Source organism: Streptomyces paradoxus (assembly GCF_014202475.1).
Taxonomy (GTDB): Bacteria; Actinomycetota; Actinomycetes; order Streptomycetales; family Streptomycetaceae; genus Streptomyces; species Streptomyces paradoxus.
In genome coordinates this window covers 628,950-652,032 of sequence record NZ_JACHGV010000004.1, presented here as the reverse complement: position 1 = coordinate 652,032, position 23,083 = coordinate 628,950, and the positions used below count along the sequence as shown (strand labels likewise).

Genomic DNA, 23,083 nt, shown 5'->3' with positions numbered 1-23,083 from the left:
GCAACACCACGAGAGCGGAACAGTCAGGCGGAATAGGCCCGACCGTTCACAGCGTCCTCGCTGTGTTTTTTCAAAGGAACCTCGACCATCGGTTGTCCGATGGACGGGGTATCAACATATCTGGCGTTGACTTTTGGCACGCTGTTGAGTTCTCAAGGAGCGGTCGCTTCCTTTGTACTCACCCTCTCGGGCTTTCCTCCGGGCGCTTCCCTTCGGTCTTGCGTTTCCGACTCTATCAGATCTTTCCAATCCGATTTCCTCGGTGCTTTCCAGGTTCCCGCTTCCGCGTTTCCCTTTCCGGCGGTTCCGACTCTATCAGATCCTTTCGGGCCTGATCCCCGGTCAGCGGGGTTTGTCATTGCGGCTGTTGGGCCGTTCCGACGAGTGAGACTTTAGCGGATTCCCCGGCTCCCGAGCCAATCGGGGGCCGCGTCCTTTCGAACGGAGATTCCTCATTCCGTAAATACACATGCCAATGAAGCGACGACAGACGTGCTGCGCGTCGAATAGTGGTTGGTACCTGCGGATTGGCTGCCCGGGGACCGACCGGGGTCGGCGCTCACGTCGGACAACTCGGAGAACACTACGGATGGGGGTAGGGCGTGTCAACTCGGGGGCGAGCGGCCCTCCGGCGGCGTACTGTGGGGCACATGACGACGCGTACGTGCACCGGACTGTGGTGGGCCGCCTGACGGCGGCCGTTCTCACGTATGCACTCAACGGCCGCCGCTTCGGCGGCCGTTTTCGTTTCTCCCTCCTGGCACCACGGAGGGGCGGCCGCCCGGGGCGGCGGTCCCGGCCAGGAGGTGGAGGAGAGATGACACGGGTTTTCAGCGGGGTCAAGCCGACGGGGCATCTGACGCTGGGGAACTACCTGGGGGCCATGCGGCGGTGGGCCGCCGTCGACCAGCACGAGGCCGACGCCTTGTTCTGCGTCGTCGATCTGCATGCCCTGACCGTCGACCACGATCCCGCGCGGGTGCGCAGGCTGAGCCGGCAGTCGGCGACGCTGCTGCTGGCGGCCGGGCTGGATCCGGAGCTCTGCACGGTGTTCGTGCAGAGCCATGTGGACGAGCACGCCCGGCTGTCGTACGTGCTGGAGTGCGTGGCCACCGACGGTGAGATGCGGCGGATGATCCAGTACAAGGAGAAGGCCGCGCGGGAGCAGCGGCGGGGCGGGAGTGTGCGGCTGTCGCTGCTGACGTATCCCGTGCTGATGGCGGCGGACATCCTGGCGTACGGGGCCGGTGAGGTGCCGGTCGGGGACGATCAGCGGCAGCATGTGGAGCTGGCGCGGGATCTCGCCGTGCGGTTCAACCAGCGGTACGGGCACACGTTCGTGGTGCCGCGGGCGACGCGGCCGGGGGTCGCGGCCCGGGTGATGAATCTGCAGGATCCGGCGTCGAAGATGGGCAAGAGCGACGACGTCGGGCCGGGGATCGTCTATCTGCTGGACGAGCCGGACGTGGTGCGCAAGAAGGTCATGCGGGCCGTGACCGACAGTGGGCGGGAGGTCGTGTACGACCGGGAGGCCCGGCCGGGGCTCGCCAACCTGCTGGAGATCCTCGCGGCGTGCACGGGCGGGGAGCCCGAGATGCTGAGTGCTGCGTACACGTCGTACGGGGACCTCAAGAAGGACACCGCGGAGGCCGTGGTCGAGGTGCTCCGGCCCTTGCAGGAGAGGCACAAGGAGTTGTGTGCGGATCCCGCGTATGTGGAGGGCGTGCTGCGGGACGGGGCCGAGCGGGCTCGGGGGATGGCCCGGCCGACGGTGGATGCCGCCTACCGGGCGATCGGCTTGCTTCCGGCCGTGGCGGAGAAGGAGCCGGCCGGCGCCGGGGTGTGACGCGGCCGCGGGGGCGGGCGACGGGCCCGCCCCCGGTGGTCAGCTGTTGTTGCCGGAGGCCAGGGCGCGGCTGCGGTCCCGGGCGGCTTCGAGGGCGGCGATGAGGGCGGCCCGTACGCCGTGGTTCTCCAGTTCGCGGATGGCGTTGATCGTCGTGCCGGCGGGGGACGTGACGTTCTCGCGGAGCTTGACGGGGTGTTCGCCGCTGTCGCGGAGCATCGTCGCGGCGCCGATGGCGGACTGGACGATCAGGTCGTGGGCCTTGTCGCGGGGCAGGCCGAGGAGGATGCCGGCGTCGGTCATGGCTTCGACCAGGTAGAAGAAGTAGGCCGGGCCGGAGCCGGAGAGGGCGGTGCAGGCGTCCTGCTGGGACTCGGGGACGCGGAGCGTCTTGCCGACGGCGCCGAAGATCTCCTCGGTGTGGGCGAGGTGGTCGGCGGTGGCGTGGGTGCCGGCGGAGATGACGGACATGGCCTCGTCGACCAGGGCGGGGGTGTTGGTCATGACGCGGACGACCGGGGTGTTCGGGGCGAAGCGGTCCTCGAAGTAGGCCGTGGGGATGCCGGCGGCGCCGCTGATGACCAGGCGGTCGGCGGGGACGTGGGGGGCGAGCTCGTCGAGGAGGGTGCCCATGTCCTGCGGTTTCACCGTGAGGATCAGGGTGTCGGCGGTCTTGGCGGCTTCCGCGTTGGTGACCGGGGTGACGCCGTAGCGGGTGCGGAGCTCTTCGGCTCGTTCCTGGCGGCGGGCGGTGACCAGGAGGTCGGACGGGGTCCAGCCGGCGCGGATCATTCCGCTGAGCAGGGCTTCGCCGATCTTGCCGGTGCCGAGGACTGCGACTTTCTGGGTCATGGCGCGGGGTGCCTCCGAAGGGTGCGTCGTCCGGGGTCCATCCTCGCACCCGGGGAGTGGGAGGCGGCTCGGGTGTCCGCTGGGCGGGATGCCGTGCCGGGGCGGCTATGCCGTGCGGCGCCTGAGGGTCGCCGCGCCGAGGGTCAGGACGAGGAGGGCGCAGCCCGCGACGATGAGGACGTCCCGGACGAACGTGGCCGTCATGTCGGTGTGGTGCAGGACCTCGTTCATGCCGTCGACGGCGTAGGACATGGGGAGGACGTCGGAGATGGCCTCCAGGGCGGGGTGCATGGCGTCGCGCGGGGTGAACAGGCCGCACAGGAGGAGCTGGGGGAAGATCACCGCCGGCATGAACTGGACCGCCTGGAACTCGGAGGCGGCGAAGGCCGAGACGAAGAGGCCGAGGGCCGTGCCGAGGAGGGCGTCGAGGAGGGCCACCAGGAGAAGGAGCCAGGGGCTGCCGGTGACGTCGAGGCCGAGGAACCAGACCGCGAGGCCCGTGGCCAGGGCGGACTGGATGATCGCGAGGGTGCCGAAGGCGAGGGCGTAGCCGGCGATGAGGTCGCCCTTGCCGAGGGGCATGGCGAGGAGGCGTTCGAGGGTGCCGGAGGTGCGTTCGCGCAGGGTGGCGATGGACGTCACCAGGAACATCGTGATCAGCGGGAAGATCCCGAGGAGGGACGCGCCGATGCTGTCGAAGGTGCGGGGGCTTCCGTCGAAGACGTAGCGCAGCAGGAACAGCATCACGCAGGGGATGAGCACCAGCAGTGCGATGGTGCGGGGGTCGTGGGTGAGCTGGCGGAGGACCCGGGCGGCGGTGGCGGTGGTGCGGGAGGCGTTCAGGGCCCTCGGTGGGGTGGCCGTCCTGGTCGGGGTGGTGGTCATCGGGTCGTCTCCTTCGTGCGGGCTGCTGCTGTCGCCTCGTCCACCAGGTGCAGGAAGGCCTCCTGGACGGTGGCGGCGCCGGTGCGGGTGCGCAGGGCGTCGGGGGTGTCGTCGGCCAGGAGCCGGCCCTCGCGCATGAGGAGGAGGCGGTGGCAGCGCTCGGCCTCGTCCATGACGTGGGAGGAGACGAGGAGGGTCGTGCCGCGGTCGGTCGCGAGGTCGTGGAAGAGGTTCCACAGGTCTCGGCGCAGTACGGGGTCGAGTCCGACGGTCGGTTCGTCGAGGACCAGGAGTTCGGGGGCGCCGAGGAGGGCGACGGCCAGGGAGACGCGGTTGCGCTGGCCGCCGGAGAGGTTGCCGGCGAGGGAGTCGGCGTGGGTGGTGAGGTCGACGTCGGCTATCGCGCGGGTGACGTGGTCGTCGCGGCGGTCGGCTGCCGGGCGGCCGGGGTCGAGGATCGCGGCGAAGTAGTCGAGGTTCTGGCGGACGGTCAGGTCGTCGTAGACGGACGGGGACTGGGTGACGTAGCCGATGCGGGTGCGCAGGGTGGGGTGGCCGGCGGGGTGGCCGAGGACGGTGAGGGTGCCGGTGACCTTGGCCTGGGTGCCGACGAGGGCGCGCATGAGGGTGGACTTGCCGCAGCCGGAGGGGCCGAGGAGGCCGGTGATCTGGCCTCGGGGGACGGTGAAGCCGAGGTCGCGCAGGACGGTGCGGGGGCCTCGGGTGACGGTGAGGTTCTCGGCGTGGACGGCCGTGGTGTGCGGGTCCGGGAGTGGGCCGGGGGTGGGTGCCGGGCCTGGGCGTGGCGAGCCGGGAGCATTATTCATCATGTGATGAATAATGCTCCCGGGTGGAGGACGCGTCAAGCGGCCGGGATGAGCGGGTGCGCGTCAGGCCGGGGTCGTGGCGAGGAGGAGGACGACCTCGTAGACCTCCTCCACGACGCCGTCCGGGAAGGCCCGGAGGAGGTGTTCGCGCTCTGCGGCCAGGAAAGATGCGGTGCGTTCCGCGCCGGCCACGAGGAAGACCGAGTGGCTGCCGATGTTGGCGAGGTGGGTGTCGACCGGGACGCGGCGGCTCCAGCGGACCGTGCGGCGGGTGAAGTCGAGGCGGCCGCTGGGGTCGGCGGTGCGGTGGTCGACGTTGCGCTTCTCGGCGGAGACGTCGATGCCGAAGTGACGGCCGGTGCGGTCGGCGGCCTCGGCGATCCAGGGGACGTCGAGGGCGTCGGTGTTCCACCAGAGGGCCAGGGCGCCGCCGGGGCGCAGGACGCGCAGGGCCTCCGGGACGGCGCGGGCGGGGTCGGTCCAGTGCCAGGCCTGGGCGTAGGTGACGAGATCGACGGAGGCGTCGGTGAGGGGGAGGTCGTCGCCCGTGCCGCGGATGACCGGGATGCCGGGCAGGGTGCGGCGGAACTGGGCCGCCATGCCGTCACCGGGTTCCACGGCGACGACGTTCGCGCCCCGTGCGTGCAGGAGGGCGGTGGCGATGCCGGTGCCGGCGCCGATGTCCGCGACACGGGAGCCGGTGAGGGGGCGGCCGGTCAGGTCCTCGATCGCGTCGAAGAGGGCCGGGGGGTAGGAGGGGCGGTTGGCGGCGTACTGGGCCGCGGCGGCGTTGAAGGAGTGGGCTCGTACGGCTCGGGCGGGCTCGGCGGTGGGCTGTGTGGCTGCGGGGTCGGGGGTGAGGTCGGCTCCGGTGGGGTGGTGGGCGGAGGGAGGTGTGGTCATACCGCCATGGTGGCGGGGGGTGGGGCGGGGTGCGGTGAGAGTTGGGTGAGATCGGGCCAGCGGGTGCCGGTGTGACGGCAGGCGCTAGTGACCAGTGAGGCGCATGAGGGTGACGCCGTCGGGAAAGGCGGTGCGCTCGGCGACGTCGAAGACGGTGGGGTCGAAGGCTCCGTCGAAGGCCGGGATTCCGGCACCCGCGACCACCGGGTAGTTCTTGACGACGAGTTCGTCGATCTCGGGCAGGAGGGCACCGGCGAGTCTTCCGCCGCCGCAGAGCCAGATGTTCAAGTCCGTGCCCTGCTCGCGCTTCAGTTCGCGGACGAGGGCGAGCGGGTCGCCCGGAACGAGGGTGACGGCCGGGTAGGCGGCCGGGCAGGCGCCGGGCTACGCGCGGCGGCGGTTCCTCGGGTTGCCCGAGCGGCGGGTCGTGCGCTTCTCGTACTGCTTGAGGGCGGTCTCGTACTCCTCGCGGTGGAGCTTCTCGCCGGGGGCCTCGGTGAGGGAGCGGAAGAAGTAGGCGAGCAGGGAGCCGACGAAGCCCACGGTCAGGAGGCCGCGCAGCGATGCCTGGCGGTCGGGGTCGGGGCGGCGGGTGTAGCCGTCCCAGGTGTGACGGAAGGCGAGCGCGCTGCAGATCGCGAACATCGCGACCATCAGAACCGTGACGAAGTCGCCGATCGCGGCGATCTGCAGGCCCTGGTAGGCGAGGCGGAGCACGAGGCAGGAGGCGACGGCGGCGGCGAAGGAGCCCACGGCCGCGGCGACGCGGCGGGCCGCGTAGCCGTTGCCGTGGTCGACCCAGGTGGTGCCGAAGAGCCGGATCGGCTCCGGGCGGGGGCCGGTGGAGCCCGCGGGTGTCATGGGGGTGCCGGTGTCGTCGCTCACGCGTCGATTATGGCTCCGGCCCGGCCGCGGGCTCCGGCCGACTCAGTCGCAGCGTCCGGCGACGCGGCCGTCGCCGGGTCCGATCAGGAGCAGCGCGGGCGGACGTAGCCGTCGCTGCCGGTGTTCACGTAGGCATCCGAGACGTACTCGCCGTCGTCGATGTTGTCCCAGATGTTCGTCGTGCCGTACGGGCCCGCCACCGTTGTGCCGGGCCGCTGGCAGAAGATGGTGACCCTGGCTCCCTCAGGCAGGACGCGGACGAGGGCGTAGCCGGTGCCCGGGCCGCTGCGGACGTTCAGGCGGACGCCCGGGGCGACGGCGTACGTGCGCAGGGCCGACGCCGCCATGGTGACGGCCTCTCCCTCGCCTCTGCCTTCGAGTTCCTCGACATGGTCGACAGACATGAAATTCTCCCCCGTTGAGCCCCATGACTGCCATGGGGTCCCGTTGATTCCCCCGAATCACACCATGAAACATATGTGCGCAACTCGTTCGGGAGGCTAGCAAGCCTCCTCTGTCCCGCACGAGTCTTCGACTAGGCTCCGTGCGTCGCGCGCGCGGACGAACAGCACGGGGGTGGTTCCATGGCGCCGCAGAGCAGTACCGGAGCGGGCGCGGAAGCGGAACTTCCCGAATACGCCGGTCACTACCGTCTGGAGTCCTGTCTGGGCTCGGGCGGCATGGGTGTCGTGCATCTGGCCCGGAGCACCTCCGGGATGAAGCTCGCGGTAAAGGTCGTGCACGCCCAGTTCGCCAAGGACCCCGACTTCAGGGGGCGTTTCCGGCAGGAGGTGGCGGCGGCGCGAAGGGTGAGCGGCGCCTTCACCGCACCCGTCGTGGACGCCGACCCGGACAGTGAACGGCCATGGATGGCCACACTGTTCATCCCGGGACCGACCTTGTCCGAGCAGGTCAAGCGGAACGGCCCCATGGACTCGGCCCAGTTGCGGCGCCTGATGGCGGGGCTGGCCGAGGCGCTGCGCGACATCCATCGTGCCGGGGTCGTCCACCGGGATCTGAAACCGAGCAACGTCCTGCTCGCCGACGACGGGCCGAAGGTCATCGACTTCGGTATCTCCCGGCCATCGGACAGCGAACTGCGCACCGAGACCGGGAGGTTGATCGGCACGCCGCCCTTCATGGCGCCCGAGCAGTTCCGGCGCCCGCGCGAGGTGGGTCCCGCCGCCGACATCTTCGCGCTCGGGTCGGTGATGGTGCACGCGGCCACAGGACGAGGGCCGTTCGACTCCGACAGCCCGTACATCGTCGCCTACCAGGTGGTGCACGACGAGCCCGACCTGACAGATGTGCCGGACGAGGTCGCGCCGCTGGTGCTGCGCTGTCTCGCGAAGGAGCCGGAGGAGCGGCCGACCCCGGACGAGTTGATGCGGGAGCTGCGGTCCGTCGCGGCTTCATACGACACGCAGACGTTCATACCGGCTCAGCGGACCGGGGACACCGACGGTTCGTGGCTGCCCGCCGGGAGACCCGACCGTGCGGGGGAAGCCGACCGTGCCGGGGAAGCCGGGCGTGCGGGGGAAGCCGGGCGTGCGGGGGAAGCCGTTCGCGGCGGGGGGCGGCGGCTCGGCAGGCGGGCGGTCCTCGGAGCCGGGGCGTTCGGCCTGGCCGTCGTCGGTGCGCTGGCCTCGCTGCCGTGGCTCGACGGTGACGGCGGCTCACCGCGGCCCGCCTCCCCGCGGACCACGTCAGCCGCGTTCAGCGGGTGGCGGGCGACACCGGCGGCCGGGGACAGCACACCCCTGTGCTCCCACGGGGCCGGACGCCTGCTCTGCGCCACGTCCGGACTGGTCTCCGCCCTGGATCCGTCCGACGGGCGCCTGCTGTGGCGGCACCCCGTCGGCAAGGGGCCCCGGACGAAACCGCCGGTGCTGGCGGGCGGACTCGTACAGCCCTCGGCGGACCAGGGGCGTCTCCTGGAGGCACTCGATCCGGCCTCGGGCGAAGCGCGCTGGCAGCGGGACATCGCGGAGGCCGGCAGCGCGGTGTCCGCCGGCGGCATGCTCCTGGTCACGGGAGCCGACGGGAAGGTCACCGGCGTGGACGGCGCCTCCGGTGACCCGCGGTGGAGCCAGTCGATCCCCGGCCACGAGGTGCCCTACCTCGCCGCGTTCACCGGTGACCCGCTGGCGTACGCCACCAGCGCGTCGGTGGACGGGAAGAGCACCCGGCTCACCGTGCTGGATCCGCAGACGGGTGACGTGCGGTCGGACGCCCGGCTCGACGGGACACTGAAGCCCTTCGGCGCGACGGACGGATCGGTGTACCTCCTCTCCGAGGACGCGGTGCACGGCGATGCGCGGGCCGTCGTCCGCTACACCCCGGGGACCGGTGAGACCCGGCGGGTGCCCCTCACCGTCCCCCTCCAGCAGGCCCACGGCACCGTGCGGGGGAACACGGCCTATCTCATGGGGACCGGGGGGTCGCTGGTGGCCGTCGATCTTCAGGCACGTGAGCAGCTCTGGCATCTGGAGACGGGCATGATGCGGGGGTCCACGCCGGTTGCCGGTGACCAGCATGTCTACGTGACCGCGTCGGACGGGCGGCTGCTCGCCGTCGACGCGCGGCGTGGGAAGCTCGCCGGGCAGACGTCTCCTCGGCTGGGTGACCGGCCGGACCGGATTCCCGCCGTGCTGCCCGAGCCCGTGGTCGTGGGCGACCGGGTCTACGGCAGTGCGCCGGACGGGACCGTCTTCGCCGTGAACGGGCGCGATCCGGCGGCCTGGTAGCCGGCGGGCATGCGCGAGGGCCGCCCCCCGGCAGCGGGAGACGGCCCCAGGCGCGAGAAGGGGTCAGCCCAGCTTCGACACGTCCCGCACCGCGCCCTTGTCCGCGCTGGTCGCCATCGCCGCGTAGGCCCGCAGCGCCGCCGAGACCTTGCGGTCGCGGTTCTTCGGGGCGTACACGCCGTTCAGCGCCTGGTCGCGGCGGGCCAGCTCGGCGTCGTCCACCAGCAGCTCGATGGAGCGGTTCGGGATGTCGATGCGGACGCGGTCGCCGTCCTCGACCAGGGCGATGGTGCCGCCCGCGGCCGCCTCGGGCGAGGCGTGGCCGATGGACAGGCCGGAGGTGCCGCCGGAGAAGCGGCCGTCCGTGACCAGCGCGCAGGTCTTCCCGAGGCCCCGGCCCTTGAGGTACGAGGTCGGGTAGAGCATCTCCTGCATGCCGGGGCCGCCCTTGGGGCCCTCGTAGCGGATGACGACGACGTCGCCGTCCTTGACCTGCTGGGTGAGGATCTTCTGGACGGCCTCCTCCTGCGACTCGCAGACCACCGCCGGGCCCTCGAAGGTCCAGATGGACTCGTCGACACCGGCCGTCTTCACGACGCAGCCGTCCACCGCCAGATTGCCCTTGAGGACCGCGAGGCCGCCGTCCTTGGAGTAGGCGTGCTCCGCGGAGCGGATGCAGCCGCCCTCGGCGTCCTCGTCCAGGGCCTCCCAGCGCTCGGACTGGGAGAAGGCCTCGGCGGAGCGGACGCAGCCGGGGGCCGCGTGCCACAGCTCGACCGCCTTCGCGGACGGGGAGCCGCCGCGCACGTCCCAGGTCTTCAGCCAGTCGCCGAGGGACGGGCTGTGCACCGAGTGCACGTCCTCGTTGAGCAGACCGGCCCGGTGCAGCTCGCCGAGCAGGGCGGGGATGCCGCCGGCGCGGTGCACGTCCTCCATGTAGTACGTGCGGTCCTTGGCGACGTTCGGGGCGACCTTGGCCAGGCACGGCACGCGGCGCGAGACGGCGTTGATCTCGTCGAGGCCGAAGGACACTCCCGCCTCCTGGGCGGCGGCCAGCAGGTGCAGGATCGTGTTGGTCGAGCCGCCCATGGCGATGTCGAGCGCCATGGCGTTCTCGAAGGCGGCGAAGGAGGCCACGCTGCGCGGCAGGACCGTCTCGTCGTCCTGCTCGTAGTAGCGGCGGGTGATGTCCATGACCGTGTTCGCCGCGTCGACATACAGCTGTTTGCGGGCCGTGTGGGTGGCCAGGACCGAGCCGTTGCCGGGCAGGGAGAGGCCGATCGCCTCGGTCAGGCAGTTCATCGAGTTGGCGGTGAACATGCCGGAGCAGGAGCCGCAGGTCGGACAGGCGTTCTCCTCGATGCGGAGGATGTCCTCGTCCGAGATCTTGTCGTTCACGGCGTCGGAGATCGCGTCGACCAGGTCGAGGGTGCGGACCGTGCCGTCGACCAGGGTCGCGCGGCCGGACTCCATCGGGCCGCCGGAGACGAAGACCGTCGGGATGTTCAGCCGCAGGGCGGCGTTCAGCATGCCCGGGGTGATCTTGTCGCAGTTGGAGATGCAGATCAGGGCGTCGGCGCAGTGCGCCTCGACCATGTACTCCACGCTGTCCGCGATCAGGTCGCGGGAGGGCAGGGAGTAGAGCATGCCGCCGTGACCCATGGCGATGCCGTCGTCGACGGCGATCGTGTTGAACTCGCGCGGGATGCCGCCGGCCGCGACGACCGCCTCGCTGACGATCCGGCCGACCGGCGCCAGGTGCGTGTGGCCGGGCACGAACTCGGTGAAGCTGTTGGCGACCGCGATGATCGGCTTGCGGCCGATGTCCGCACCCGGTACACCGGAGGCGCGCATAAGGGCGCGGGCGCCCGCCATGTTGCGGCCGTGGGTGACTGTGCGGGACCTCAGCTCGGGCATCGTCGCTCGCTCCTTCAGAGACGGCGTCAGAGAGTTCGGAGATTTCTGACTGCTACCGAGCGTACGCCGGTCATCCAGTGGGCGGGACGGTGTGTCCGGAATGCGGGACGCCTGTCTCGGACGACGGCATCCCTGCGCCTCACGGATCGGTCAGATGCCCCTGGACGACCGGGGCCAGCCGGGCGATGACCTGCTCCGGGTCCGCCGAGGCCAAGGGCTCGATCTTGATGACGTACCGCAGGATCGCGGTGCCGACGAGCTGGGCGGCGGCGAGCTCCGCGCGCAGCTCGGCGTCCGGCAGCTCCAGCCGTACGGCGATGCGGCGCAGCACCTGGGTGGCGATGATCCGCCGGAAGACGGCGGCCGCGGTCTCGTTGGTGACGGCGGACCGGACGATGGCGAGCAGCGGCGCGCGGGTCGCCGGGTTCTCCCAGACGCCGAAGAAGAAGCGCGCCAGGCGCTCCCCCACCCCGTCGAGCGGACCCTCCTCAATGGCCTTCGGGGCCTGGAGCGCGGGCCCGAAGGCCTGGGTGATCGCCGCCTCGAAGACCTGCTCCTTGGTGCCGAAGTAGTGGTGCACCAGGGCCGAGTCCACGCCGGCGGACTTGGCGATGCCGCGCACGGACGTCTTCTCGTAGCCGCGCTCGGAGAACTCGTCGCGGGCGGCGGTCAGGATGCGGTCGCGGGTGTCCGCCGACTCCGTGCGCGGGGGGCGGCCGCGGCGGCGGGCGGTGGTACCGGACCCGCCGTCGGCCGGGGTCGCGCCGTTCATCGCCGCGGCACCTTCACCGCCGAGGCCAGATGCAGGCGGGTGAAGGCCAGGGCCTCCGCCAGATCGGCCTCGCGCTCCGCGCTCGACATCGCGCGCCGGGTGTTGACCTCGATGACCACGTGCCCGTCGAAGCCGGTCAGGGCGAGCCGCTCCAGCACCTCGGCGCAGGGCTGTGTGCCGCGGCCGGGCACCAGGTGCTCGTCCTTGGCGGAGCCCCGGCCGTCGGCGAGGTGGACGTGGCCGAGACGGTCCCCCATGCGGTCGACCATGTCCAGCGCGTCGGAGCGGGCCGTCGCGGTGTGGCTGAGATCGATCGTGAAGTGCCGGTAGTCGTCCTTCGTGACGTCCCAGTCGGGGGCGTACGCGAGCATCTCGCGGTCCCGGTAGCGCCAGGGGTACATGTTTTCGACGGCGAACCGTACGTCCGTCTCGTTCGCCATGCGCCAGATGCCGGCGACGAAGTCCCGGGCGTACTGGCGCTGCCAGCGGAACGGGGGGTGGACGACGACGGTGCTCGCGTCGAGCTTCTCGGCCGCCGCACGGGCCCGCTGCAGTTTGGTCCACGGGTCGGTGGACCAGACGCGCTGCGTGATGAGCAGGCAGGGCGCGTGCACGGCCAGGATGGGGATCCGGTGGTAGTCGCTGAGTCTGCGCAGGGCCTCGATGTCCTGGCTGACCGGGTCGGTCCAGACCATGACCTCGACTCCGTCGTAGCCGAGGCGCGCGGCGATCTCGAAGGCCGTGGCCGTCGACTCCGGGTAGACCGAGGCCGTCGACAGGGCGACCTTCGCGTCCGGGATCTTCACGGCTGGCTCTGCCATGCAGGACAGATTACGGGGTGTGGTCGGGGTGGGGTGGGGGGCCTCTTGGCCGTTGTGGTGTTTGCCATAGACGAGCGGGCTCCTACGCGGACTCCATGTGATCCAGGCGACGCAGGATCACGCCTTCCCTCAACGCCCAGGGGCATATCTCCACGCGCTCCACGCCGAAGAGGTCCATCGCGGCCTCGGCGACCAGGGCGCCCGCCAGGAGCTGCCCGGCCCTGCCCTCGGAGACGCCCGGCAGCTCCGCGCGCTCCTGCTCGGTCATGGCGGCCAGGCGCGGGACCCAGCCCTCCAGGGACTCCCGCTTGAGCTCGCGCTGCACGTAGAGGCCCTCGGCGGAGCGGGCCGCACCGGCGATGCGGGCCAGCTGCTTGAAGGTCTTCGACGTGGCGACGACGTGGTCGGGGGTGCCGAGGCGGCTGAACTCCCCGACCGTGCGGGCGATCTCGGTCCGCACGTGGCGGCGCAGGGCGCGGACGTCGTCCGGGTCGGGCGGGTCGCCGGGCAGCCAGCCGGCGGTGAGGCGGCCGGCGCCCAGCGGCAGCGAGGCGGCCGCGTCGGGCTCCTCGTCGATGCCGTAGGCGACCTCGAGGGAGCCGCCGCCGATGTCCAGGACCAGCAGCTTCCCGGCCGACCAGCCGAACCAGCGGCGGGCGGCGAGGAAGGTCAGCCGGGCCTCCTCGGCGCCGGTGAGGACCTGGAGCTCGACGCCGGTCTCGGCGCGCACGCGTTCGAGGACGTCATCGGCGTTACAGGCCTCCCGTACGGCGGAGGTCGCGAACGGGAGGACCTCCTCGACGCCCTTGTCCTCGGCGGCCTGGAGCGCCTCCTTGATGACCGAGACCAGCCGGTCGACGCCGTGGGGGCCGATCGCGCCGTCGTCGTCGAGGAGCTGGGCAAGGCGCAGTTCCGCCTTGTGCGAGTGCGCGGGCAGCGGGCATGCGCCGGGGTGCGCGTCCACCACCAGCAGATGCACCGTGTTCGATCCCACGTCGAGGACACCGAGTCTCATGTACGGAACGCTACTGCCCACCGGGCCGTCCGCCGTCCTCGGTGGGGGTAAGAGGCCCGTACCCTGGAGGAGTGCCAAAGACGAAAAAGGCGAAGCGCGACAAATCACCGGGCGTCGTGGAACCCGACGAGAAGGGCCTCGACTTCGCTCGCGCGTGGGTGGAGTTTCCCGATCCGGCGGACGACGAGCAGGTGTTCCGCTGCGATCTGACATGGCTGACCTCTCGCTGGAACTGCATCTTCGGCAGCGGCTGCCAGGGCATCCAGGCGGGCCGCGCGGATGACGGGTGCTGCACGTTGGGTGCCCACTTCTCCGACGAGGACGACGAGAAGCGCGTCGCCGAGCATGTGGCCAGGCTCACGCCGGACATCTGGCAGCACCATGCCGAGGGCACGCGGGGCGGCTGGGTCTCCGAGGACGAGGACGGCGAGCGGCAGACCCGGCCCTTCCAGGGCTCGTGCATCTTCCAGAACCGGCCCGGCTTCAAGGGCGGTATGGGCTGCTCGCTGCACATCCTCGCCCTGAAGGAGGGCCGCGAGCCGCTGGAGACCAAGCCGGACGTGTGCTGGCAGCTGCCGGTGCGGCGGACGTACGAGTGGATCGACCGGCCCGACGACACGCGCGTGCTGCAGGTGTCGATCGGTGAGTACGACCGGCGCGGCTGGGGTCCTGGCGGCCATGACCTGCACTGGTGGTGCACATCGGCGACCTCGGCGCACGGCGCCGGCGATCCCGTGTACGTCTCCTACCGGCCCGAGCTGATCGAGTTGATGGGCAAGGCCGGCTACGACCGGCTGGTCGAGCTGTGCGAGGAGCGGCTGGCCTCGCAGCTGCCGCTGCTGGCACCGCATCCCGCGGACCCCGCGCCTCCGGTGGCCTGAGGCCCGCTACGACGCGGCCGGGCTCGGGTCGCCGCTGTCCGAGGGCGGTGGCGTCGAGCCCGTGGGGTCGGTCGGGGCCGGGTCCGTCGGCGTGGGTGTGGGGTCCGGGTCGGTCGACGGGGGCGGGGTGGTCGGCGTCGGGTCCGGGGCGGAGGTCGTGGGCGTCGGGTCGGGCTGGGCCGGAACCGGCTCGACCGGTCCGCCGGGGCGGGGGCCGGGACCGGTGGGGCTGGGCGCGGCGCCATAACCCTCGATGTGGACGACGGCGCCCACCGGTGCGACCGCCACCTGTGCGCGCCAGGGGCCGGCGGGCTCCCGCAGGTGGTCGACGTACACCTTGATCGTCAACGACTCGCCGGGCCGGAGCGTTCCCGAGGACTGGCTGAGGTAGAGCCAGTGGGCTCCCGTGGACGCGGACCAGCGGACCGGGGCCGGGCCGGTGGCGGTCAGCGTGACGAGGGTGGTGTCGCCGCTGTTGTCGGCCGTGACCTCCAGGGCGGTCTCGCGGCCGGCCCCGGCGACGCCGATGACCTCGACGGACACGTCGGCCTTGCCGTCCTTGCCGAAGCGGGGGCCGGGCCGGGTGCTCGCGTTTCCCGTGTTCTCGTAGCCGCCGCCCGCCATCTCGCCGTCCAGGCCGAACGGGTCGTCCGCCTCGCGCGCGGAGGCCGAGCGGCCGTCCTGGCCCTCGCCGATCGGAGTGCCCCGGTAGGCGGCCCACAGGGCCAGCACGGGGGCGGCCACGACGGTGGCGACGACGGTCATGGTGACGGCACGCGCGCGCAGGCGGTCCCTGCGGGCGGCATGGTCCTTGGGGTCCATCGGGAAGCCGCGCCGGTCGAAGCGGGGTGCGGCACCCCGCGCGCGCGGGAGGTGGGTCATGGCGACGTGCAGGGCCGCCCGGGGGGCCGGCAGGACGGGCAGTTCGGCGGGCGTGACGCCGGTGCCGGGCCAGCGGCCGGGGATGGCGCGCTCGGCGGTGCGGCGGCAGCGCGGGCAGTCGTCGACGTGCCGGACGAGTTCGGCCCGCAGGGCCGTGCCGAGCACGAGACGGTCGTCGCCGGCGAGGTGCGCGACGCTCGGACACGCCCCGGTCTCCACCACGGCGAGGGCCGCACGCGTGCGCTCCACCTCGCAGGCGGCGGAGGCGAGCAGATCACGCGCGGCGGCCGGGTCCATGCCGAGGACGGCGGCGACCTCGCGGGCGGCGAGGTGGTGGCGCACGGCCAGTTCGAGCGCCTCCCGCTGCTCCGGGGTGGTGCCGGCGGCCTCCGGCCAGGCCAGCAGGGCCAGTTCGCGACGGCGCCGCTCCTGGACCTCCTCGGAGGGGACCGGGGCGGTCGGACGGTCGGCACGCTGCCGGTCGGTGCGGCCCGCGGCATGGCTGCTCTGACGTTTCTGCTTGGCCTCGGCCAGCTTGCGCAGGCACGCCCAGCGGGCCAGCGCGTACATCCAGGCCCTGCGGTCCGCGGGCGCCTCGGGGACGTGCCGGCCGCGGCGTTCGGCGAGGGCGAGCACGTCGCCCAGGGCGGCGGTCGCGGCCTCGTGGTCGCACAGCACGGACAGGCAGTAGGTGAACAGGCCGTCCAGGTAGGGCTCGTAGGGCGCGGGCGGCCGCTGCGCCAGCGTGCGAGCCGCCCCGCGGTCACGCGCTTCCCGGTGCGCCCGGTGTGCGCCGGCCGTGCGGCTCGAGCGGGTCGAGATCTCCGGAGTACTGCTCGTCATTCGGCGACCGTAGGGGGCCGGGAGTGGCACCTTCAGGCGGGTTGAGCACATTTAATCCGTACGGGTGAAACGATCCCTCAATCGGGGACATGAACCGGTGGTTCCGCCGCTGGTGCGGGGTGGCGGGCCCCTGGCGCACAGGTGGCCGCCGTCGGCCGGTCCCCGCGATGTCAGTGCCTGCGGCTACGGTTTCGTCCATGGCTGCCCGTACGAAGACCACCAAGGACCGCCCGTCCTACCGCTGCACGGAATGCGGCTGGCAGACGGCGAAGTGGCTCGGCCGCTGCCCCGAGTGCCAGGCCTGGGGGACGGTCGAGGAGTACGGCGCGCCCGCGGTGCGTACGACGGCACCGGGCCGGGTCACCACCTCCGCCCTGCCCATCGGCCAGGTGGACGGCCGCCAGGCCACCGCCCGCCCCACCGGCGTCCCCGAGCTGGACCGCGTGCTCGGCGGCGGGCTGGTCCCCGGCGCGGTGGTGCTGGTCGCGGGCGAACCGGGCGTCGGCAAGTCGACACTCCTGCTCGACGTGGCGGCCAAGTCCGCGAGCGACGAGCACCGCACCCTGTACGTCACGGGCGAGGAGTCGGCGAGCCAGGTCCGGCTGCGCGCCGACCGCATCGGCGCCATCGACGACCACCTGTACCTCGCGGCCGAGACGGATCTGGCGGCGGTGCTCGGCCACTTGGACGCGGTGAAGCCGTCGCTGCTGATCATGGACTCGGTGCAGACCGTCGCTTCCCCGGAGATCGACGGCGCACCCGGCGGCATGGCCCAGGTGCGGGAGGTGGCGGGGGCGCTCATCCGGGCCTCCAAGGAACGCGGCATGTCCACGCTGCTGGTGGGCCACGTCACCAAGGACGGCGCGATCGCGGGCCCACGCCTGCTGGAGCACCTGGTGGACGTCGTCCTGAGCTTCGAGGGCGACCGGCACGCCCGCCTGCGTCTGGTGCGCGGCGTCAAGAACCGCTACGGCACCACCGACGAGGTCGGCTGCTTCGAGCTGCACGACGAGGGCATCACGGGCCTCGCCGACCCGAGCGGGCTCTTCCTGACCCGCCGGGCCGAACCGGTCCCGGGCACCTGCCTGACCGTCACCCTCGAAGGCCGCCGCCCGCTGGTCGCCGAGGTCCAGGCGCTCACGGTCGACTCCCAGATCCCCTCCCCGCGCCGCACCACCTCGGGCCTGGAGACCTCCCGCGTCTCGATGATGCTCGCGGTGCTGGAACAGCGCGGGCGGATCAGCGCCTTGGGCAAAAGGGACATCTACTCCGCGACGGTCGGCGGTGTGAAGCTCTCGGAGCCCGCCGCCGACCTGGCCGTCGCCCTCGCCCTGGCGAGCGCGGCGAGTGACACACCTCTCCCCAAGAACCTCGTCGCGATCGGCGAAGTGGGCCTCGCGGGCGAGGTGAGACGGGTCACGGGAGTGCAGCGCAGACTGGCCGAAGCCCACCGTCTGGGCTTCACACACGCGCTGGTCCCGGGCGATCCCGGCATGGTTCCGGCGGGCATGAAGGTCCTGGAAGTCGCGGACATAGGGGACGCCCTGCGGGTCCTTCCCCGCTCCCGTCGCAGAGAGGCCCCACGGGACGAGGAGGGTCGCCGGTAGACTTTGCCCTGGTCTCGCCCGTCCGTGCGAACCGAGCGCGCGACACGGGGGCGCCCAGAACCTGCGACCGGAGGAGTGCAGTGGCAGCCAACGACCGGGCATCAGCTCCCGGAAAGTCCGGTGGGAGTGCCGGTACCGATGGCCTGATGCGCGCCTCCCTGAGCGCCGTGGCACCGGGCACCGCCCTGCGTGACGGCCTGGAGCGCGTGCTCCGCGGCAACACCGGCGGTCTCATCGTGCTCGGCTCCGACAAGACGGTCGAGGCGCTGTGCAGCGGCGGTTTCGTACTGGACGTCGAGTTCACCGCGACCCGGCTGCGCGAGCTGTGCAAGCTGGACGGCGGCATCGTGCTGTCCTCGGACCTGTCGAAGATCCTGCGCGCGGGCGTGCAGCTGGTCCCGGACCCGACGATCCCGACCGAGGAGACGGGCACCCGGCACCGCACCGCTGACCGCGTCAGCAAGCAGGTCGGCTTCCCGGTGGTCTCCGTCTCCCAGTCGATGCGGCTGATCGCCCTCTACGTCGACGGCCAGCGCCGCGTCCTGGAGGACTCGGCGGCGATCCTGTCCCGCGCCAACCAGGCGCTCGCCACTCTTGAGCGCTACAAGCTCCGCCTCGACGAGGTCGCGGGCACACTGTCGGCGCTGGAGATCGAGGACCTGGTGACCGTCCGGGACGTCTCGGCGGTCGCCCAGCGCCTGGAAATGGTCCGCCGCATCGCCACGGAGATCGCCGAGTACGTGGTGGAGCTGGGCACGGACGGCCGGCTGCTGGCCCTCCAGCTGGACGAGCTGATCGCGGGCGTGGAGCCCGAGCGCGAGCTGGTCGTACGGGACTACGTCCCCGAGCCCACGGCCAAGCGCTCCCGCACGGTCGACCAGGCCCTCGCCGAACTCGACGCCCTCACCCATGCCGAGCTGCTCGAACTGTCCACGGTGGCCAGGGCGTTGGGCTACACCGGCGCGCCCGAGACGCTGGACTCGGCGGTCTCCCCGCGCGGGTACCGTCTCCTCGCCAAGGTGCCCCGGCTCCCCGGCGCGATCATCGACCGCCTGGTCGAGCACTTCGGCGGGCTGCAGAAGCTGCTCGCCGCGAGCGTCGACGACCTGCAGACGGTGGACGGCGTGGGCGAGGCCCGGGCCCGCAGCGTCCGCGAGGGGCTGTCGAGGCTGGCGGAGTCGTCGATCCTGGAGCGGTACGTCTAGCGCGCAGGACACCCTGTTCGAAACGGCGGAGGGCGGCACCCGGCAAGGGGTACCGCCCTCGGGCGTTTCCGCCGCTGTGTCTGATGCCGCCTCTGCCTCTGCCGCCTCTGTCTCTGCCGCCAGTGGCGCTAGTCGGCCGAGAGCACGAACGACGTCTGCACCTTCGCGAAGCCCGGGGCCTTGGCTTCCACCAGGTACGTACCCGCCCCGGCCGAGCCCGCCGGAGGCGTGGCGCACTCGGGGGCGCTCGGCTTGCGGTCCCACTTCACGGTGTAGGTGATGCCGCTGCCGGCGGCGACCCGGTACAGCTGGTGTGCGGCGGCCTTGGGGCAGTCCTCGGAGGCCCAGTAGTCGTCGTCGCTGCTCGCGGGGGCGATCGTGAACACCGCGTTCTTCGGCCCGAGATCGATCTTGCAGTCGCTGCCGGAGACGTTCCGCGCGGTCAGCAGGAAGGTGGGCGTCTGCTCGGGGTCGTAGGTGTTGTGCCGGCTGCGCAGGCTGAACTTGACCGCGCTCGCGGTGCAGTTGGGCAGGGTGGAGCCGGCCGGCAGTGTGTCGCCCGCTCCGACGCCGCCCGCGGTGGCGCCGCTCCCCGAGCCGCCGGAACCGCCCGAGCCCTCGGAACCGCCCGTGCCGGAACCGTCGCCGGAGCCGGAACCGTCTCCCGACCCGTCCCCCGAGCCGTCGCCGGAGCCGTCGCCGGACCCCGACGAGGAGCCGCCGGAACCGCCGCCGCCCGACTCGTCGCGTCCGCCGGGCGCTTGGCTGATGGCCGGGCCCGAACTCGACGGGCCGGGCGTGATGGAAGGCGCGGGATTCTTGCCGTCGGCGCCGTTGTCGCGGTCCTCGCCGCCCCCGCCCATCATCACGATCCAGGTGGTCAGCAGCGCCAACACGGCGACCACGGACACCAGTACGACCCTCCGACGCCAGTAGATGGAGGAGGGAAGCGGCCCGACCGGATTGCGCAGAGATCCCACGGCGCAAACCTTACGAGAGATCGGCGCATTCGCCGGTCCCACCCGCCGTTCGGTGAACAACTTTTCCGGATCATCATTCCGGAATCCCGGCCCCACCCCTGTCTTTCGTCAGGTACGGAACCCGACGATCGCTGGGTGTGACGGTACTGGCCCGCCGCCTACCGTCTGTGACCATGAACTCCGAGGACACCGCGCTCTACCGCGACATCACCGACTTCGCGCTCGACACCCCGAACTGGGTACAGCACGGCGCTGAGATATGGACGGAGGCCGGACTGCTGGTGTTCGCCGGTCTGTTCGCGGCGGCCTGGTGGTGTGCCCGCCGGGGCAGCCCCCGCGCGTTCGCGATCGCAGCCCTTGCACCTCTGGCCACGGCTGTGGCGTACGTGTGCAGTGAGGTGCTCAAGTCCGCTGTCCAGGAGGAGCGTCCGTGCCGTGCGGTGACCGGGGCGGCCGCGTCACTGGCCGCGTGCCCGCCGCACGGCGACTGGTCCTTCCCGTCCAACCACGCCACCATCGCGGGCGCCGCGGCGGTCTCCCTGGCCCTGGTGCGGCGCGCGCTGCTGTGGCTGACGGCCCCGCTGGCCCTGCTGATGGCGTTCTCCCGGGTCTTCGTCGGGGTGCACTATCCGCACGACGTCATGGCGGGGTTGGCGCTCGGCACGCTGGTCGCCCTCCTCGCCGTACGACTGGGCAGGGGCCCGATGACGCGGCTGGCCGGGGCGATGCGCACCTCGCCGGCACCGGCCGTGCGGTGGGCACTGGGACCGGGCCCGGCGCCCGTCCCGCGGTACGAGACGCACGCGCGCCGGTGAGCCGGTACGCACGGCGCACGCCGCGCCAAGCACCCGTCCGCGGCTCACGGGCGCCGTCGCGCCGCTGCGGTCACGGCTCCACCAGCCCCGCCTCGTACGCGACGATCGCCGCCTGTACCCGGTTGCGTACGCCCAGCCGGTCCAGGACCGCGCTCACGTACGCCTTCACGGTGCCCTCGACGAGATGCAGCCGGGCGGCGATCTCCGGGTTGGACAGGCCCGCGCCGACCAGGCCGAGCACCTCGCGCTCGCGGGGACTCAGGGCGGTCACCCGCGTGCGTGCGCGTGCCTCGCGGGTGAGCCGGCCGCCGCCGAGGCCCTCGTCGATGACGTACCGGGCGACCTTGGGCGAGAGGAACGCGGCGCCGGCGGCCACCGCCCGTACGCCCGCGATGAGTTCGTACGGGTCCCCGGACTTCAGCAGGAACCCCGTCGCGCCGCCGCCCAGGGCGCGGGTCACATACGTGCCCTCGGAGAAGGTGGTGAGCATCGCCACGGCCGTGCCCGGCACCGTCCGTACGATCTCCTCGGCCGCCGCGAGACCGTCCAGGCGCGGCATGCGGATGTCCAGCAGGGCCACGTCCGGGCGGTGGGCACGGCACAGTTCCACCGCCTCGCGCCCGTCGCCCGCCTCGGCGACGACCTCCGTCTCGCCGCCACTGCCCAGGATGGCGCGCACTCCGGCCCGGACCATCGCCTCGTCGTCGGCCAGCAGCACGCGGATCGGCGCCCTGCTCGTGTCCCCCGTACTCATCGCGCGAACTCCTCGTACTCTTCGCGGCCTTCGCCGGACAGGCCGCCGCCGGGGACCACGTCCTTGGCGACCAGCCGTCCGGCGTCGAAACACAGTCTGAAGTGAGCGACGGAGACGAAGAGTTCGCCGCTCGCGCGGTAGTAGCGGCACTCGGCTCCCTCGGGCGGGGCCGGGGCCCGCTCCTCCGGCGGGTCGTTCACGTCACGCTCGGGCAGCACCCGCTCGACCTCGGCGGCCGGGGTGCCGGGGCGCAGCTTCGCGTACGCGGCGGGATCGAGCACCGAGTGCGTCTCGGCGTAGGCGTACCAGCCGACGGCGGCGCCGACGAGCACCACGCCCACGCCGGCCGCGGCGCCGAGGCCGGCGGCGACCCGGCGGCGGGCGTGCGTGAACGGCGCCCGGGCGGGGCGCGCCGGCCTGACCGCGACCGGCTGCCCCGGGACGTACGCCCGGACCCGGAAGCCCTCTCCGTGCGGACCGGCCTCGAACTCGCCGCCGACGGAGGTCACCGCCGCCCGCAGCCCGAGCAGGCCCGTGCCGCCTCCGGAGGGCCGGGAACCGTCCTGCCTGGAAGGGCCGTTGGTGACCGTGACGGAGGTGCCCGCCGCTTGTCCGGTGACCGCCACGACCACGGGGGCGCCCGGTGCGTGCCGTGCCGCGTTGGTCAGTGCCTCCCGGACCACGCGGTGCAGCAGGCGCTCGGCGACCTCGCCGGTACCGGCGGAGGGCGGGCCGGCGGCCGGGCCCCGTCCGCCCGGCTCCCAGCGCACCGGAAGGCCCGACTCGGCGGCCCGGGCCACGAGTTGCTCCAGGGTCTCGTCGGCCGGGGACAGCGGCACGGGCTCGTCGTCCTCGCGCAGGACGCCGATGATGCGGTGCAGCCGGTCCGTGGCGTCGGCGGCGGCCGCACGCAGGTCGGCCGCCGCCGCCCGGTGTTCGTCGCCGAGTCCGGGTGCGACCTGGAGGGCGCCGGCGCGCAGGGCGATGAGGCTCAGCTCGTGGCCGAGGGAATCGTGCATGTCCTGGGCGATCCGGGCCCGTTCACGCAGCCGGGCGCGCTCCTCCGCAAGGAGGGCCTCGTCCTCCAGCCGGGCGGCGCGCAGCCACCCCGCCTCGGCCAGCTCGCGGCTCTGCCGCCAGTAGCGGCCGCCGAGCCAGGGGAAGACACAGCCGAAGAGCAGCGTGCCCGTCATGACGAGCCACTCGGGGGCCGGGTCGGCTCCGGCGAGCACGATCCGTGCGGTGCCCGCGCAGCCGACGGCCGCGAAGCACAGCACGGCGGGGCGCGCCCGGCCCGCCCGCAGCCCGAGCAGCAGCGCGCAGACGCCGAGGGCGGGGCCGTAGGAGACGGTGAACAGGGCCGGGGCGGCGGCCAGGCTCAGGGCGGCCACCAGCGCGAAGGCGACCGCCGGCAGCCGCCGGGACACGGCGACGGCCACGGCCAGCACGGCGACACCGGCCGCCTGCTGCCAGCCCGGTCGCGGCTCGTTCAGCCCGATCCGGTCCGCCGTGAGCGCCGGGACGGCGAAGGCGGCCCAGAGGAGGGCGCCACGGGCGAGCGGGGCCGGCCCAGGACATTTCATGCGCCCGACGCTACAAGTGCCCCACCTGCCCGCACTGCTGTCGATCGTCAGGTACCCGTCCTC

At 72.5% G+C, this 23,083-nt stretch carries 20 protein-coding genes and 1 pseudogene; 6 read left to right on the top strand and 15 right to left on the bottom strand.

Annotated elements, in window-relative coordinates:
- Positions 1–817: 817 nt before the first annotated feature.
- Positions 818–1,846 (top strand): tryptophan--tRNA ligase, encoded by a 1,029-nt coding sequence (gene trpS, locus HNR57_RS17510; RefSeq protein ID WP_184560917.1) that lies wholly within the window; start codon positions 818–820, stop codon positions 1,844–1,846.
- Positions 1,847–1,885: 39 nt separating this feature from the next.
- Here trpS and proC read toward each other — a convergent pair whose 3' ends face one another.
- The 7 genes and pseudogenes from proC to HNR57_RS17475 form a co-directional block, all read right to left on the bottom strand.
- Positions 1,886–2,698: a pyrroline-5-carboxylate reductase gene (gene proC, locus HNR57_RS17505; RefSeq protein WP_184560916.1), complete on the bottom strand. Its 813-nt coding sequence runs from the start codon at positions 2,696–2,698 to the stop codon at positions 1,886–1,888.
- Between the two features lie 105 nt (positions 2,699–2,803).
- Complete coding sequence (locus tag HNR57_RS17500; protein WP_184560915.1) at positions 2,804–3,583, bottom strand: ABC transporter permease; 780 nt, start codon at positions 3,581–3,583, stop codon at positions 2,804–2,806.
- Positions 3,580–4,413 (bottom strand): ABC transporter ATP-binding protein, encoded by an 834-nt coding sequence (locus HNR57_RS17495; RefSeq protein ID WP_184560914.1) that lies wholly within the window; start codon positions 4,411–4,413, stop codon positions 3,580–3,582. The genes HNR57_RS17500 and HNR57_RS17495 overlap by 4 nt, the downstream gene beginning before the upstream one ends.
- Before the next feature lie 60 nt (positions 4,414–4,473).
- Positions 4,474–5,313 (bottom strand): class I SAM-dependent methyltransferase, encoded by an 840-nt coding sequence (locus HNR57_RS17490; RefSeq protein WP_184560913.1) that lies wholly within the window; start codon positions 5,311–5,313, stop codon positions 4,474–4,476.
- A gap of 84 nt (positions 5,314–5,397) precedes the next feature.
- Positions 5,398–5,685 (bottom strand): annotated as a pseudogene (locus tag HNR57_RS17485) (dihydrofolate reductase family protein); the annotation flags it as partial.
- Positions 5,686–5,697: 12 nt separating this feature from the next.
- On the bottom strand, positions 5,698–6,198 hold the full coding sequence (locus HNR57_RS17480; protein ID WP_184560912.1) for an EamA/RhaT family transporter: 501 nt from the start codon (positions 6,196–6,198) through the stop codon (positions 5,698–5,700).
- A gap of 83 nt (positions 6,199–6,281) precedes the next feature.
- Entirely contained in the window at positions 6,282–6,602 is a 321-nt protein-coding gene (locus HNR57_RS17475) for an SH3 domain-containing protein (RefSeq protein WP_184560911.1), read from the bottom strand.
- Between the two features lie 180 nt (positions 6,603–6,782).
- Between HNR57_RS17475 and HNR57_RS17470 the strand changes: the two genes are divergently transcribed.
- Positions 6,783–8,945 (top strand): serine/threonine-protein kinase, encoded by a 2,163-nt coding sequence (locus tag HNR57_RS17470; protein WP_184560910.1) that lies wholly within the window; start codon positions 6,783–6,785, stop codon positions 8,943–8,945.
- A 63-nt stretch (positions 8,946–9,008) separates the two neighbouring features.
- On the opposite strand, the gene ilvD is transcribed toward HNR57_RS17470, so the two are convergent.
- The 4 genes from ilvD to HNR57_RS17450 all read right to left on the bottom strand — a co-directional run bounded on the left by ilvD (position 9,009) and on the right by HNR57_RS17450 (position 13,470).
- Entirely contained in the window at positions 9,009–10,862 is a 1,854-nt protein-coding gene (gene ilvD / locus HNR57_RS17465; RefSeq protein WP_184560909.1) for a dihydroxy-acid dehydratase, read from the bottom strand.
- Between the two features lie 139 nt (positions 10,863–11,001).
- Positions 11,002–11,634: a TetR/AcrR family transcriptional regulator gene (locus tag HNR57_RS17460; protein WP_184560908.1), complete on the bottom strand. Its 633-nt coding sequence runs from the start codon at positions 11,632–11,634 to the stop codon at positions 11,002–11,004.
- Positions 11,631–12,455, bottom strand: a complete 825-nt coding sequence (locus HNR57_RS17455) for a sugar phosphate isomerase/epimerase family protein (RefSeq protein WP_184560907.1) — start codon at positions 12,453–12,455, stop codon at positions 11,631–11,633. The genes HNR57_RS17460 and HNR57_RS17455 overlap by 4 nt, the downstream gene beginning before the upstream one ends.
- An 82-nt stretch (positions 12,456–12,537) precedes the next feature.
- On the bottom strand, positions 12,538–13,470 hold the full coding sequence (locus tag HNR57_RS17450) for a Ppx/GppA family phosphatase (protein ID WP_184560906.1): 933 nt from the start codon (positions 13,468–13,470) through the stop codon (positions 12,538–12,540).
- 71 nt (positions 13,471–13,541) lie between these two features.
- On the opposite strand from HNR57_RS17450, the gene HNR57_RS17445 reads away from it, so the two are divergent.
- Positions 13,542–14,351 (top strand): DUF3109 family protein, encoded by an 810-nt coding sequence (locus HNR57_RS17445; RefSeq protein ID WP_184560905.1) that lies wholly within the window; start codon positions 13,542–13,544, stop codon positions 14,349–14,351.
- A 6-nt stretch (positions 14,352–14,357) separates the two neighbouring features.
- Here HNR57_RS17445 and HNR57_RS17440 read toward each other — a convergent pair whose 3' ends face one another.
- Positions 14,358–16,076, bottom strand: coding sequence for a BACON domain-containing protein (locus HNR57_RS17440; RefSeq protein ID WP_184560904.1), 1,719 nt, complete (start codon positions 16,074–16,076; stop codon positions 14,358–14,360).
- A gap of 197 nt (positions 16,077–16,273) precedes the next feature.
- Here HNR57_RS17440 and radA point away from each other — a divergent pair, with 197 nt between their 5' ends.
- Entirely contained in the window at positions 16,274–17,683 is a 1,410-nt protein-coding gene (radA, locus tag HNR57_RS17435; RefSeq protein WP_184560903.1) for a DNA repair protein RadA, read from the top strand.
- Between the two features lie 80 nt (positions 17,684–17,763).
- Complete coding sequence (disA, locus tag HNR57_RS17430) at positions 17,764–18,888, top strand: DNA integrity scanning diadenylate cyclase DisA (RefSeq protein ID WP_031104906.1); 1,125 nt, start codon at positions 17,764–17,766, stop codon at positions 18,886–18,888.
- A 128-nt stretch (positions 18,889–19,016) separates the two neighbouring features.
- Here disA and HNR57_RS17425 read toward each other — a convergent pair whose 3' ends face one another.
- The gene (locus tag HNR57_RS17425) at positions 19,017–19,868 is read right to left on the bottom strand and encodes a hypothetical protein (protein ID WP_184560902.1); all 852 of its coding nucleotides are present in this window, start codon (positions 19,866–19,868) and stop codon (positions 19,017–19,019) included.
- A 173-nt stretch (positions 19,869–20,041) separates the two neighbouring features.
- Here HNR57_RS17425 and HNR57_RS17420 point away from each other — a divergent pair, with 173 nt between their 5' ends.
- Positions 20,042–20,683, top strand: a complete 642-nt coding sequence (locus HNR57_RS17420; RefSeq protein ID WP_184560901.1) for a phosphatase PAP2 family protein — start codon at positions 20,042–20,044, stop codon at positions 20,681–20,683.
- A gap of 70 nt (positions 20,684–20,753) precedes the next feature.
- Here HNR57_RS17420 and HNR57_RS17415 read toward each other — a convergent pair whose 3' ends face one another.
- Together HNR57_RS17415 and HNR57_RS17410 are read right to left on the bottom strand one after the other, a co-directional pair.
- Positions 20,754–21,437, bottom strand: coding sequence for a response regulator transcription factor (locus tag HNR57_RS17415; protein ID WP_184560900.1), 684 nt, complete (start codon positions 21,435–21,437; stop codon positions 20,754–20,756).
- Positions 21,434–23,020, bottom strand: a complete 1,587-nt coding sequence (locus HNR57_RS17410; protein WP_184560899.1) for a sensor histidine kinase — start codon at positions 23,018–23,020, stop codon at positions 21,434–21,436. The genes HNR57_RS17415 and HNR57_RS17410 overlap by 4 nt, the downstream gene beginning before the upstream one ends.
- Positions 23,021–23,083: the final 63 nt, after the last annotated feature.

Excerpts from the sequence above, each read along its gene's own strand:
- HNR57_RS17500 (WP_184560915.1), bottom strand. The coding sequence starts at position 3,583 with ATGACCACCACCCCGACCAGGACGGCCACCCCACCGAGGGCCCTGAAC.
- HNR57_RS17475 (WP_184560911.1), bottom strand. The coding sequence starts at position 6,602 with ATGTCTGTCGACCATGTCGAGGAACTCGAAGGCAGAGGCGAGGGAGAG.
- trpS (WP_184560917.1), top strand. The coding sequence starts at position 818 with ATGACACGGGTTTTCAGCGGGGTCAAGCCGACGGGGCATCTGACGCTG.
- HNR57_RS17490 (WP_184560913.1), bottom strand. The coding sequence starts at position 5,313 with ATGACCACACCTCCCTCCGCCCACCACCCCACCGGAGCCGACCTCACC.
- ilvD (WP_184560909.1), bottom strand. The coding sequence starts at position 10,862 with ATGCCCGAGCTGAGGTCCCGCACAGTCACCCACGGCCGCAACATGGCG.
- HNR57_RS17415 (WP_184560900.1), bottom strand. The coding sequence starts at position 21,437 with ATGAGTACGGGGGACACGAGCAGGGCGCCGATCCGCGTGCTGCTGGCC.
- HNR57_RS17450 (WP_184560906.1), bottom strand. The coding sequence starts at position 13,470 with ATGAGACTCGGTGTCCTCGACGTGGGATCGAACACGGTGCATCTGCTG.
- HNR57_RS17440 (WP_184560904.1), bottom strand. The coding sequence starts at position 16,076 with ATGACGAGCAGTACTCCGGAGATCTCGACCCGCTCGAGCCGCACGGCC.
- HNR57_RS17460 (WP_184560908.1), bottom strand. The coding sequence starts at position 11,634 with ATGAACGGCGCGACCCCGGCCGACGGCGGGTCCGGTACCACCGCCCGC.
- proC (WP_184560916.1), bottom strand. The coding sequence starts at position 2,698 with ATGACCCAGAAAGTCGCAGTCCTCGGCACCGGCAAGATCGGCGAAGCC.
- HNR57_RS17495 (WP_184560914.1), bottom strand. The coding sequence starts at position 4,413 with ATGATGAATAATGCTCCCGGCTCGCCACGCCCAGGCCCGGCACCCACC.
- HNR57_RS17470 (WP_184560910.1), top strand. The coding sequence starts at position 6,783 with ATGGCGCCGCAGAGCAGTACCGGAGCGGGCGCGGAAGCGGAACTTCCC.
- HNR57_RS17455 (WP_184560907.1), bottom strand. The coding sequence starts at position 12,455 with ATGGCAGAGCCAGCCGTGAAGATCCCGGACGCGAAGGTCGCCCTGTCG.
- radA (WP_184560903.1), top strand. The coding sequence starts at position 16,274 with ATGGCTGCCCGTACGAAGACCACCAAGGACCGCCCGTCCTACCGCTGC.
- HNR57_RS17410 (WP_184560899.1), bottom strand. The coding sequence starts at position 23,020 with ATGAAATGTCCTGGGCCGGCCCCGCTCGCCCGTGGCGCCCTCCTCTGG.
- HNR57_RS17420 (WP_184560901.1), top strand. The coding sequence starts at position 20,042 with ATGAACTCCGAGGACACCGCGCTCTACCGCGACATCACCGACTTCGCG.